This is a genomic window from Pseudomonas sp. GW822-FHT01E03, assembly GCF_058802985.1.
Map to the genome: position 1 here is coordinate 270,790 of NZ_JBXAOQ010000008.1, position 12,675 is coordinate 283,464.

The window sequence follows — 12,675 nt, forward strand, 5'->3', positions numbered from 1 at the left end:
TTATTTGCTTTCTTTGTATACAAAAGCATAATCCACTTCGTGCGAGTTCCTGACCAAGAGGTCAACAAATTCGCAAGTACCTCAAAGGGCCGCTGCCACCCCTCTCGGATCCGGCCCTGGAAATAAAAATAAAACTCTTGAGGAGTACTCGCTGTGGAAAGCCGCAAATCCGAAGCACCGACGCTGGAAATCTCGCCGCCATTACGCAATGGCTTGCTGGAACGTCTGTTCAAACTCAGCTTGCACGGCACCACGGTGAAGACCGAGCTGATTGCCGGTCTGACAACCTTCATCACCATGGCTTACATCATTTTCGTCAACCCCAACATCATGGCCGACGCCGGGATCGATCACGGGGCGGCGTTCGTCGCCACCTGTATCGCCGCGGCACTCGGCTGCCTGTTGATGGGCCTGTACGCCAACTGGCCGGTCGGCCTGGCACCAGGCATGGGGCTGAACGCCTTCTTCACCTACACCGTGGTTGGCACCATGGGCTACAACTGGGAAACCGCCCTCGGCGCGGTGTTTGTGTCCGGTGTGTTGTTCATGATCCTGACCTTCTCGCGGATCCGCGAATGGCTGCTCAACAGCATCCCGGTCAGCCTGCGCTTCGCCATGGGCGCCGGCGTGGGTCTGTTCCTGGGGCTGATCGGCCTGAAAACCGCAGGTATCGTCGTCGATAGCCCGGCGACCCTGATCAAGCTCGGCTCCCTGCGCGAACCCGGTCCGCTGCTCGCCGCCGTGTGCTTCCTGATGATTGCGATCCTCAGCTATCACAAGGTGTTCGGCGCGATCCTCATCAGCATCATCACCGTGACCCTCGCCGGTTGGGGCCTTGGGCTGGTGCACTACGAGGGCATCATGTCCGCCCCACCGAGCCTGGCTCCGACCTGGATGGCCATGAACGTTGTGGGTGTATTCAACATCAGCATGGTCAGCGTGGTCCTGGCCTTCCTCTTCGTGCACATGTTCGACACCGCAGGCACCCTGATGGGCGTTGCCCAGCGTGCCAACCTGGTGGGCGCTGATGGCAGGATCGAAAACCTCTCCCGCGCCATGAAAGCCGACAGTGCTTCCAGCGTATTCGGTGCGGTAGTCGGCGTTCCTCCGGTCACCAGCTACGTGGAAAGTGCTGCCGGTGTTGCAGCGGGTGGTCGGACTGGTCTTACCGCAGTGACCGTAGGTGTGCTATTTATTGCAGCCATGTTCTTCGCACCGCTGGCCGGGATGATTCCTGCCTATGCAACCGCGGGCGCGCTGATTTATGTAGCGATGCTGATGATGGGCGGCATGGCCCACATCGAATGGGACGAAGCCACCGACAGTATTCCGGCGATTGTCACCGCCATCATGATGCCGCTGACTTTCTCGGTCGCCGACGGCATCGCACTGGGCTTCATCACCTACGTGGCGATGAAGGCCGGTACCGGCAAGTACAAGGAAATTTCGGTGAGCCTGTGGGTGCTCTGCGCGATCTTCATCGCCAAGTTCATCTTCTTGTAAACCACACGCGGTACACGCTTGAAAACAGCCTCACCCCGTCGGGTGGGGCTTTTGTGCAAATGGAGGAAAGTGATGAGTCTGGAAACCTGGCTGCTGTTCAGCGGCGCTGCGCTGATAGTGATCCTGATCCCGGGGCCGCTGTCGTTGCTGATGATCAGCAACAGTCTGAATTACGGCCTGCGCCGCTCTTACCCGGCCTTTCTCGGCGGCGTGTCGGCATCGATCTGCCTGCTGAGTGCTTCGGCGCTGGGCCTGGGGGCGTTGTTGCTGGCGTCGGAACAGCTGTTCAGTGCCCTGAAGATTCTTGGCGCCCTCTACCTGTTCTACCTCGCCTGGCAGAGCTGGCAGCAATCGCGCCTGCCTTCCCATGGCGCTGAAGTGCCACAGGCCGCGCCGGTGCCACGCTTTCGCGCACTGTTCGGGCGTGCGTTCATGCTGGGCGCAAGCAACCCGAAAGACATCCTGTTCTTCGCCGCTTTCCTGCCTCAGTTCTTGAGTGCCGAACAGCCGTTCCTGCCACAACTGCTGGTGATGATCGTGACCTGGACCGTGCTCGACCTGCTGTGCAAATTGGCCTACGGCCTCGGCGCCCATGGTGCGGCACGCTATCTGCGCAGCGGCAACGGCCAGAGCTGGTTCAACCGGATCAGTGCGGGGCTGTTCAGTGGTGCGGGGGCTGCATCGTTGTTGAGCCGATAACAGTTGTAGGAGCGAGCTTGCTCGCGATGGACGTTAACGATGACGCGGGCCATCTGAATGCCCGCGTTGTCTGGGCCTCCATCGCGAGCAATCGAGCGTCGACCGGCTGCTCCTACAGAAGACGAAAAAAAGCCCGCAGTGTGAGCGGGCGAAAGACCAAAGAAGCTATATGCGCAGTCGCTTCCAGGTTGCAGCAGCTGCCTGGGGGATCAGCTGCCGCGGTAGGTGGAGTAGCTGTAAGGCGAAATCAACAACGGCACATGGTAGTGATCCTGCTCGGCGGAGATGCCGAAACGCAGCACCACGACATCCAGGAATGCAGGCTCCGGCAGCTGAACGCCACGGGCGCGGTAGTAATCGCCGGCATGAAACTGAACCTGATAGACCCCGGTGCGGTAGTCATCGCCTTGCAGCAGCGGTGCATCGACACGGCCATCGCTGTTGGTTATCGCGCTGGCGACCAATTCCAGGTGCGATCCTTCAACGCGGTACAACTCGACCTTGATCGAGCTGCCCGGGCAACCGTGTGCTGCGTCCAAAACGTGTGTAGTCAAACGTCCCATTGATTCTGCGCGCCTGCCTGCGTGGAGCAGTCAGACTTCGCGCCTCCCGAAGTCAGTTGAAAAGGAGACCGCACCGATTCGGAGCACGAAAAGCTGCGGCGAGCGACTGATTAAGACACTTTTCAAAAAAATTGTACACAATAAAAACGACATTTTTCGCATGACACCCGCCATCTGCATGTTTACTGCCGATTTCCCGCCAAACCGCACCGCCTATGAACCCTTCAATCAATAATTGACCAGTCAGGCAGATTTCTTGCAGGCTCACGCCAATAGCAGTAAAAGATGACAGTCGGTGAAAAATGCGAAAAATCAGGCTTACAAAGTGAATATAAAGTTGTATACAATCAGCCCATCGCTGTGACGCAAGCCCGCCATCCCATTTTCAGCTGCGTCACACCAACCGTCATCATCGAATAAGAAGGAAGCCTGCAGTGAGCGCTGACTACCCACGCGACCTGGTCGGTTACGGCAGTAACCCTCCTCACCCCCACTGGCCGGGCAATGCCCGTATTGCCCTGTCGTTCGTACTCAATTACGAAGAAGGCGGCGAGCGCAACATCCTGCACGGCGACAAAGAATCCGAAGCGTTCCTCTCGGAAATGGTTTCAGCCCAGCCGCTGCAAGGCGCGCGCAACATGAGCATGGAATCCCTCTACGAGTATGGCAGCCGTGCCGGCGTGTGGCGGATCCTGAAGCTGTTCAAGGAATTCGACATTCCACTGACCATCTTCGCCGTGGCCATGGCCGCCCAGCGTCACCCGGACGTGATCCGCGCCATGGTCGATGCCGGCCACGAGATCTGCAGCCATGGCTATCGCTGGATCGACTACCAGTACATGGACGAAGCCCAGGAACGCGAGCACATGCTCGAAGCGATCCGCATCCTTACCGAAATCACAGGCACTCGCCCGCTGGGCTGGTACACCGGCCGTACGGGTCCAAACACCCGTCGCCTGGTGATGGAAGAAGGTGGTTTCCTCTACGACTGCGACACCTACGACGACGACCTGCCCTACTGGGAACCGAACAACCCGACCGGCAAGCCGCACCTGGTGATCCCGTACACCCTGGACACCAACGACATGCGCTTCACCCAGGTCCAGGGTTTCAACAAGGGCGACGATTTCTTCGAATACCTCAAGGATGCGTTCGACGTGCTTTATGCCGAAGGCGCCGAAGCCCCGAAAATGCTGTCGATCGGCCTGCACTGCCGCTTGATCGGCCGTCCGGCGCGTCTAGCTTCGCTCAAGCGCTTTATCGAATACGCTAAAAGTCATGAACAGGTGTGGTTCAGCCGTCGCGTCGACATCGCGCGTCACTGGCAAGAAACCCACCCGTACACAGGGGCTGCCAAATGAGCACCTTTCAAACCGTCAAACCTTCGGCCCTGAGCCGCGACGCCTTCGTCGCCGCTTTCGCCGACATCTACGAACATTCGCCATGGGTGGCCGAGAAGGCCTACGACCTGGGCCAGGATGCCTCGATCGATGAGATCGAAACCCTGCACCAGCGCATGAGCGACATCCTGTTGAGCGCCGATCACACCAGTCAGCTGGCATTGATCAACGCTCACCCGGACCTGGCCGGCAAAGCCGCCGTCCAGGGCCAACTGACCGAAGCCAGCACTAATGAACAGGCTGGCGCCGGTATTCACCAATGCACGGCCGAAGAGTTTTCTCGCTTCACCGAGCTGAACGACGCCTACAAAGCCAAGTTCAAGTTTCCCTTCATCATGGCGGTAAAAGGCAGCAACCGGCATCAGATCCTCGCAGCGTTCGAAACGCGCATCCACAACCCGGTCGACACCGAGTTCAAGTGCGCGCTGGCGGAGATCAACAAGATCGCCCTGTTCCGATTACTGACCCTATAGCAAGCCTGGCCCCAGCGGATTCAAGAACGCCGAAACCGCCCGGGGGCCTGGCAAGTATCCCAAGCCACTTATTTAAAGGCAGACAAGAAGAATGAAAGCTTACGCCGTACCTTTCGAGAAGTTCGTCAACCTGGCCGATGCCCGCCTGGGCACCAAAATCATCTCGGTCACCGATGACTGGTTCGCAGACGCCAACCGTCTGTTTCAACCGACCCCGGCCGTATGGAAGGAGGGCGTGTTCGATGACAACGGCAAGTGGATGGACGGCTGGGAATCGCGCCGCAAGCGCTTCGAAGGCTTCGACAGCGCAGTGATCCGCCTGGGCGTACCGGGTTCGATCAAGGGCGTCGACATCGACACTTCATTCTTCACCGGCAACTTCCCGCCATCGGCGTCCCTGGAAGCCTGCTTCCTGACCGAAGGCGAGCCGAACGAAAACACCCAGTGGGTTGAAGTGCTGTCGGCCGTCGAGCTGCAAGGCAACAGCCACCACTACCACGAAATCAATAACGACCAGGCCTTCAGCCACCTGCGCTTCAACATCTACCCGGATGGCGGTGTGGCCCGTCTGCGCGTGTACGGCGTGCCGTTCCGTGACTGGTCGGCTACCGGCGACAACGAGCAAGTCGACCTGGCCGCCGCCCTTAACGGTGGTCGCGCCCTCGCCTGCTCCGATGAACACTTCGGTCGCATGAGCAACATCCTCAACCCGGGCCGTGGCATCAACATGGGCGATGGCTGGGAAACCGCGCGTCGTCGTACCCCGGGCAATGACTGGGTCATCGTCGCGCTGGGTCATGCCGGCGAAGTCGAAAAAGTCATCGTCGACACCCTGCACTTCAAGGGCAACTACCCGGACAGCTGCTCGATCCAGGGCGCGTTCGTGAAGGGCGGTACCGACAGCCAGATCGAAACCCAGTCGCTGTTCTGGCGCGAACTGCTGCCAAGCCAGAAGCTGGAAATGCACGCCGAGCACACCTTCGCCGAGCAGATCAAGGCACTGGGCCCGATCACCCACATCCGCCTGAACGTGTTCCCGGATGGTGGTGTGAGCCGCCTGCGCGTTTTGGGCAAGGTCGCTAAATAAGCGGTGGGACCAATCGCGAGCAAGCTCGCTCCCACAGGTTTTGTGAACGCCACAGTCCACTGTGGGAGCGAGCTTGCTCGCGATGGCGATAGAACTAACAACACAGAATTCGGATAAGAACAGCATGCGCACACTGACGATTGAACCGCTGACCAAAGAAGCCTTCGCCCCTTTCGGTGACGTGATCGAAACCGACGGCAGCGATCACTTCATGATCAACAACGGTTCGACCATGCGCTTCCATAAACTGGCTGTGGTCGAAACCGCCACGCCAGAGGACAACGCGATCATCAGCATCTTCCGCGCCGATGCGCAGGACATGCCGCTGACCGTCAGCATGCTGGAGCGCCATCCGCTGGGCAGCCAGGCTTTCATTCCGCTGCTCGGCAACCCCTTTCTGATCGTGGTCGCGCCACTTGGCGATGAACCTGTATCAGGCTTGGTCCGCGCCTTCGTCACCAACGGCAGGCAGGGCATTAATTACCATCGCGGCGTCTGGCACCACCCGGTGCTGACGATCGAAAAGCGGGATGACTTCCTGGTGGTTGATCGCAGTGGCACAGGCAATAACTGCGATGAGCATTTTTTCAAAGAGGATGAGCGTTTGATCCTCGCCCCCCACCAATAAGAGAAGGTCTGATCACTCGACAACAGAGTGACAGGCGAGAGGTAAAGACTGTGGAAGCACATCTGTTGGAATGGCTGAACCTGAGCGTGCGCTGGGTTCACATGATTACTGGCGTGGCCTGGATCGGTGCGTCGTTCTACTTCGTCTGGCTGGAAAACAACCTCAATCGGGTCAATCCGAAAAGCGGTCTGGCCGGTGATTTGTGGGCGATCCACGGCGGCGGTATCTATCACCTGGAAAAATACAAACTGGCTCCACCGACCATGCCGGACAACCTGCACTGGTTCAAATGGGAAGCCTACTTCACCTGGATGTCGGGTATCGCGCTGCTGTGCGTGGTGTTCTACTCCAACCCGACGCTCTACCTGCTGGCTCCGGGCAGCACCCTGAGCGGTCCTGAAGGCGTGGCCATCGGCCTCGGCTCGCTGTTCATCGGTTGGTTCATCTACTCCTTCCTGTGCGACTCGGCCCTGGGCAAACGCCCTGCCCTGCTAGGTTTCATCCTGTTCGTCCTGATCATCGGCGCAGCCTACGGCTTCAGCAAGGTGTTCAGCGGTCGGGGTGCGTACCTGCACGTCGGCGCGATCATCGGCACCATCATGGTCGGCAACGTGTTCCGCATCATCATGCCGGCACAGCGCGCACTGGTTGCGGCGATTGCCGAGAACCGCACGCCGGATCCGGCGCTGCCGGCCAAAGGCCTGTTGCGTTCGCGTCACAACAACTACTTCACCTTGCCGGTGCTGTTCATCATGATCAGCAACCACTTCCCGAGCACCTACGGCAGCCAGTACAACTGGTTGATCCTGGCCGGGATCGCGGTACTGGCGGTGTTGGTGCGTCACTACTTCAACACCCGTCACGACAGCCACAAGTTTGCCTGGACCCTGCCAGTGGCAGCGGTGGGCATGATCTGCCTGGCTTATGTGTCCGGTCCGAAGCCGATGTCCAGCGCCCCAGAAGTGGCCAACGCTCCAGCGAAAATCGAATACCAGCCGCTGCCGGAAACCGCAGTGGGCGGTGGTTTGAAACCTGCTGAAGCCAAACCCGCAGAAGCACCTGCTGCCGCTCCGGCTCAGGCATCCAATGCCGGCCCGGGTTTCGACAAGGTGCACAGCGTGATCCAGGAGCGTTGCACGGTCTGCCACTCGGCCAAACCAACCAGCCCGTTGTTCAGCGCAGCCCCGGCCGGGGTGATGCTGGACACTCCCGAGCAGATCCGCCAGAACGCACCTCGGATTCAGGCGCAAGCCGTCACCAGCCAGATCATGCCACTGGGCAACATCACCCAGATGACCCAGCAGGAACGTGACCTGATCGGTGCCTGGATTGTGCAGGGAGCCCAGACCAATTAATCGCTAAAGCATCGCGGGCAAGCTCGCTCCCACAGGTTTTGCATGGCCTGTGTGGGAGCTGGCTTGCCTGCGATTGGCCGCAACGCGGTCCACCAGATTCGAATACAGCTGCCAGCAGCACTGCAGTTGTAAATCACAAGAATAAAAAGATCCGAGGTGTTGCATGTCCGAGCTATCCGAAGCGCGCATCCCCGACGCACCCGCCATTCAGCGTTTGCCCCTCTTGCAACTGATCCTGGTCGGTTTGCAACATGTACTGCTGATGTACGGTGGTGCCATCGCGGTACCGCTGATCATCGGACAGGCCGCTGGCCTGAGTCGTGAAGAAATCGCCTTCCTGATCAACGCCGACCTGTTGGTGGCGGGTATCGCCACCATCGTCCAGTCCCTCGGCATCGGCCCCATGGGCATTCGCATGCCGGTGATGATGGGCGCCAGTTTCGCCGCCGTCGGCAGCATGGTCGCCATGGCCGGCATGCCCGGTATCGGCCTGCAAGGGATCTTCGGCGCGACCATCGCCGCCGGGTTCTTCGGCATGATCATCGCCCCGTTCATGTCCAAAGTCGTACGCTTCTTCCCGCCGCTGGTGACCGGCACAGTCATCACCTCGATCGGTTTGTCGCTGTTCCCCGTGGCTGTGAACTGGGCCGGCGGCGGTGCCAGCGCCACTCAATTCGGTTCACCGATTTACCTGACCATCGCCGCACTGGTACTGGGCACCATCTTGCTGGTGCATCGCTTCATGCGCGGTTTCTGGGTCAATATTTCCGTGCTGATCGGCATGTGCCTGGGCTATGTGCTCTGCGGCCTGCTCGGCATGGTCGACCTCAGTGGCATGGCTCAGGCTCCATGGCTGCAATTCGTCACACCGCTGCACTTCGGCATGCCCAAATTCGAACTCGCGCCGATCCTGTCGATGTGCCTGGTGGTAGTGATCATTTTCGTCGAGTCCACCGGGATGTTTCTGGCGCTGGGCAAGATCACCGGCCAGGAAGTCTGTCCACGGATGCTGCGTCGAGGCTTGTTGTGCGATGCCGGCGCTTCGTTCTTCGCCGGCTTCTTCAACACCTTCACCCACTCCTCCTTCGCCCAGAATATCGGCCTGGTACAGATGACCGGCGTGCGTTGCCGTTCGGTGACCATCGTTGCCGGCGGGTTGCTGATCGTCTTGAGCCTGCTGCCCAAAGCCGCGTTTTTGGTGGCGTCGATTCCTCCGGCAGTACTGGGCGGCGCAGCGATTGCGATGTTCGGCATGGTCGCCGCCACCGGAATCAAGATTCTCCAGGAGGCCGACATCGGTGACCGTCGCAACCAGTTGCTGGTGGCGGTGAGCATCGGCATGGGTCTGATCCCGGTTGTACGCCCGGAGTTTTTCGCCCACCTGCCCGTGTGGATGAGCCCGATCACCCACAGCGGCATCGCCATGGCCACCCTCAGCGCGCTGACGCTGAACCTGCTGTTCAACATCCTTGGTGGCGCCGAACGCGCGGCCATCAACGACTGCCACGCCCACTAACAGGTAAAGACACGACCCCTGTAGGAGCGAGCTCGCTCGCGATGGACCCGAGAGCATCACGGGTATTCAGACAACACGCGTAATCGTTGACGACCATCGCGAGCAAGCTCACTCCTACAGGGTTTGGGGTTGCCTGCGCCTCGCAAAAATAAAAACAAGAGGGAGCAACAGATGATTCGGACACAAACCAACCTGCTGTTGGGTGCTGGCCTGCTGGCCGCGAGTCAGGCCATGGCCGGCGATCTACTGCTGTGGCAGACCAACAGCCTGAGCTATCTGTATGGCAAGAACTTCGCGATCAATCCAGCGATCCAGCAGACGATAACCTTCGAACACGCCGACCGCTGGAAGTACGGCGACAACTTCATGTTCATCGACAGCACCTACTACAACGGCGAGAAAGACCGAAACAAAGGTGTTCATGCCTATTACGGCGAGTTCAGCCCACGCCTATCCTTCGGCAAGATCCTCGACCGCCGTTTCGAATTCGGCCCGATCAAGGACGTGCTGCTGGCCATGACCTACGAGAACGGCGAAGACGACACCGAGGCCTATATGATCGGCCCTGGTTTCGACCTCGCGGTACCGGGCTTCAACTTTTTCACCTTGAACTTCTATTACCGCCAGACCGAAGGCTCGCGCCCTGGCGATGATGTCTGGCAAATCAGCCCGGCCTGGTCCTACACCCTGCCACTGGGCAACTCGAACCTGTTGATCGACGGCTACATCGACTGGGTGGTGGATAACGACCAGAACGCCCGCGGCACCTATCACGCCAACCTGCACTTCAACCCGCAGATCAAATACGACCTGGGCAAAGCCCTGGGCTGGCGCGAGAAACAGGTGTATGTCGGCACCGAATACAGCTACTGGAAAGACAAATACGGCGTCCAGGACAGCTCCCGTTTCAACACCAATGAAAACACCGCCAGCCTGCTGGTAAAGGTGCACTTCTGATGCTGCTCCGCAACCGTGCCCAAAACCTGCCGTCGGTGCGCCGTTGCGGAGCACTTGAGACCTGGCCGAGGAGTCAGTATTCTCCGCGGCCGCCCGAATCCGGTTTAAAAAAAAGCCCGGATGTAAAACCTGACCAGAAAGCCAACTTATCCCGGCTCTGGCAGGCACCAAGGCACTCCAAAACCCCTCTCAATCGACCGCTCTTGAGCCGTCGAACGGGAGTTTTTTTGCTTTTTGAAAGCCTTGGCTCAGCTCTTGCTAACAGCATTAAAGCTGACCGAATGGATGATTTTTTACCGCTACAGAAAAAGGCGCCACACCAGAGCGCCGACCTTAAAAAAATAACGTGGAACCACCTACTTTTTGGGAGCAACCGAATGAAACGTACGTGCACTAGCCTGATGCTGGCGGGATCGATGCTGGCCGGGGGCCAGGCCATGGCCGGCGATTTGCTGCAGTGGCAGGACAACAGCCTGACCTACCTGTATGGCAAGGACTTCCAGGTCAACCCGCGCATCCAGCAGACGGTGACCTTCGAACACGCCGATGGCTGGAAGTACGGCGACAACTTCTTCTTCATCGACAAAATCTTCTACAACGGCAAGGAAGACCATTTCGCGGGTGAAAACACTCACTACGGCGAATTCCAGCCACGCCTGTCGTTCGGCAAGATCTTTGACCAGAAGCTGGAGTTCGGCCCGATCAAGGACGTGCTGCTGGCCATGACGTATGAGTTCGGCGAAGACGACACCGAGTCGTACCTGGTCGGTCCTGGTTTCGACCTGGCCATTCCTGGTTTCGATTACTTCCAGTTGAACTTCTATAATCGTCACACCGAGGGTGGCCGTCCGGGTGACGATGTCTGGCAGATCACTCCGGTCTGGTCCTACACCATTCCGGTGGGTGGCTCGGACGTCCTGATCGACGGCTTCATGGACTGGGTGGTAGACAACGACGTCAACAGCAAAGGCGAGTACCACGCCAACCTGCACTTCAACCCGCAGGTCAAATACGACCTGGGCAAGGCGTTGAATCTGGGTGCCAAGCAGCTGTACGTCGGTGTCGAGTATGACTACTGGAAAAACAAATACGGTATCGAAGACAGCGAGGGCTTCAAGACCGATCAGAGCGTGACCAGCTTCCTGGTCAAGGTTCACTTCTGATCTGAAAACCTCCTGTAGGAGCGAGCCCGCTCGCTATCGTCGTGAACGATAACGCTGGGGTCCTGATACCCCGCGGTGTCCTTTCGTCCATCGCGAGCGGGCTCGCTCCTACATCTCAAGCCGAAACCAAAGACTCCCCAATTCCAAGAAACCGGCACAACTCCCCGCGCTTGGCCAACGCATCCCGCCGCCCCAGTTCAATCAACTCGCTGCAATACCCCGCCTCGAACAGCAGGTAGCTCAAAACCCCCGCCCCACTGGTCTTGGTCGCCCCCGGCCCGCGCAGAAACAGGCGCAATGCCGCCGGCAATTCCTGGCGATGACGCGCGGCAATCTCATCGATCGGCTGGCTCGGAGAAATCACCAACACGTCCACTGGCGCCACGCCCAAAGCGCGGGTGGGTGTACCGTCGGGCATCAGGTGACTGAACTGGTTCAGGCGCTGCAACAGCTCGATGTCGCTTTCCAGGCTGTCAATGAACGTACTGTTGAGCATGTGCCCGCCGATCTGCGCCAGTGACGGCTGCTGACCGGTGTAGCTACGCAACAAGGGTTGTCGCGGGTCAATCCCGCGGGGGTTGCCACTGACGCCCACCACCAGCACCCGACTGGCACCCAGATGCAACGCCGGACTGATCGGCGCCGACTGACGCACCGCGCCATCACCGAAATACTCTTCGCCGATTTTCACCGGGGCGAACAGCAGTGGGATGGCCGAACTGGCGAGCAGGTGTTCAACGGATAACCGGGTGGGAACACCGATACGCCGATGGCGCAACCAGGCATCGATCTTGCCGCCGCCCTCATAGAAGGTGACGGCCTGGCCGGACTCATAGCCGAACGCGGTAACCGCCACCGCATGCAATTGCTTCTGTGCGATCGCTTCGGCGATGCCACCCATATGCAGCTTGTCGTTGAGCAAATCCCGCAACGGAGAACTGTTGAGCAGCGCCACCGGAACCTGGGCACCGATGCCGAGCAAACTGTGGCTGACAAAACGGCTGGCCTGGCGGATCACCCCGGGCCAGTCGCTGCGCAACACCAGATGACTGCGAAAGCCCTGCCAGAATGCCGTCAGGCGTTCGATGGCGTTACGAAAGTCCATCGCCCCGCTGGCGAGGCTGACGGCGTTGATCGCGCCCGCCGAGGTGCCGACGATCACCGGGAACGGATTGCGGGCCCCCGGCGGCAGCAATTCGGCAATCGCCGCCAGCACCCCGACCTGATAGGCCGCCCGAGCCCCGCCACCGGAAAGAATCAACCCTGTAACCGGTTCGCCTGGACTCATGCACAACTCTCCATGGTGCTTGATGGGATTTCGTTGTTTCAAC

At 59.3% G+C, this 12,675-nt stretch carries 12 protein-coding genes; 10 read left to right on the plus strand and 2 right to left on the minus strand.

Translation table 11 applies throughout. The features are described 5' to 3' along the window. Window positions 1-153: 153 nt before the first annotated feature. Window positions 154-1,503: an NCS2 family permease gene (locus AC1RP7_RS18290; RefSeq protein WP_057715756.1), complete on the plus strand. Its 1,350-nt coding sequence runs from the start codon at window positions 154-156 to the stop codon at window positions 1,501-1,503. 72 nt (window positions 1,504-1,575) lie between these two features. After that, the gene (locus tag AC1RP7_RS18295; RefSeq protein WP_340314459.1) at window positions 1,576-2,202 is read left to right on the plus strand and encodes a LysE family translocator; all 627 of its coding nucleotides are present in this window, start codon (window positions 1,576-1,578) and stop codon (window positions 2,200-2,202) included. A gap of 209 nt (window positions 2,203-2,411) precedes the next feature. Here the strand turns inward: AC1RP7_RS18295 and uraH are convergent, their stop codons facing one another. After that, the gene (gene uraH / locus AC1RP7_RS18300; protein ID WP_003223171.1) at window positions 2,412-2,765 is read right to left on the minus strand and encodes a hydroxyisourate hydrolase; all 354 of its coding nucleotides are present in this window, start codon (window positions 2,763-2,765) and stop codon (window positions 2,412-2,414) included. Between the two features lie 434 nt (window positions 2,766-3,199). Between uraH and puuE the strand changes: the two genes are divergently transcribed. From puuE to AC1RP7_RS18340, 8 genes are all read left to right on the plus strand, one after another. Next, the gene (gene puuE, locus AC1RP7_RS18305) at window positions 3,200-4,126 is read left to right on the plus strand and encodes an allantoinase PuuE (RefSeq protein ID WP_057715758.1); all 927 of its coding nucleotides are present in this window, start codon (window positions 3,200-3,202) and stop codon (window positions 4,124-4,126) included. Next, window positions 4,123-4,638, plus strand: a complete 516-nt coding sequence (uraD, locus tag AC1RP7_RS18310; protein WP_057715759.1) for a 2-oxo-4-hydroxy-4-carboxy-5-ureidoimidazoline decarboxylase — start codon at window positions 4,123-4,125, stop codon at window positions 4,636-4,638. The genes puuE and uraD overlap by 4 nt, the downstream gene beginning before the upstream one ends. Before the next feature lie 91 nt (window positions 4,639-4,729). Beyond that, window positions 4,730-5,725: an allantoicase gene (alc, locus tag AC1RP7_RS18315; protein WP_057715760.1), complete on the plus strand. Its 996-nt coding sequence runs from the start codon at window positions 4,730-4,732 to the stop codon at window positions 5,723-5,725. 124 nt (window positions 5,726-5,849) lie between these two features. Next, a complete protein-coding gene (locus AC1RP7_RS18320; protein WP_085723223.1) occupies window positions 5,850-6,353 on the plus strand; it encodes an ureidoglycolate lyase in 504 nt (167 codons plus the stop codon). A gap of 50 nt (window positions 6,354-6,403) precedes the next feature. After that, complete coding sequence (locus tag AC1RP7_RS18325) at window positions 6,404-7,708, plus strand: urate hydroxylase PuuD (RefSeq protein ID WP_340314462.1); 1,305 nt, start codon at window positions 6,404-6,406, stop codon at window positions 7,706-7,708. Window positions 7,709-7,871: 163 nt separating this feature from the next. Further along, a complete protein-coding gene (locus AC1RP7_RS18330) occupies window positions 7,872-9,224 on the plus strand; it encodes a nucleobase:cation symporter-2 family protein (protein WP_090453974.1) in 1,353 nt (450 codons plus the stop codon). Between the two features lie 171 nt (window positions 9,225-9,395). Next, window positions 9,396-10,181 (plus strand): outer membrane protein OmpK, encoded by a 786-nt coding sequence (locus AC1RP7_RS18335; protein WP_154946577.1) that lies wholly within the window; start codon window positions 9,396-9,398, stop codon window positions 10,179-10,181. A gap of 377 nt (window positions 10,182-10,558) precedes the next feature. After that, entirely contained in the window at window positions 10,559-11,344 is a 786-nt protein-coding gene (locus AC1RP7_RS18340) for an outer membrane protein OmpK (RefSeq protein ID WP_493181749.1), read from the plus strand. Between the two features lie 115 nt (window positions 11,345-11,459). Here AC1RP7_RS18340 and AC1RP7_RS18345 read toward each other — a convergent pair whose 3' ends face one another. Continuing rightward, window positions 11,460-12,632, minus strand: a complete 1,173-nt coding sequence (locus AC1RP7_RS18345) for a patatin-like phospholipase family protein (protein WP_090453970.1) — start codon at window positions 12,630-12,632, stop codon at window positions 11,460-11,462. Window positions 12,633-12,675: the final 43 nt, after the last annotated feature.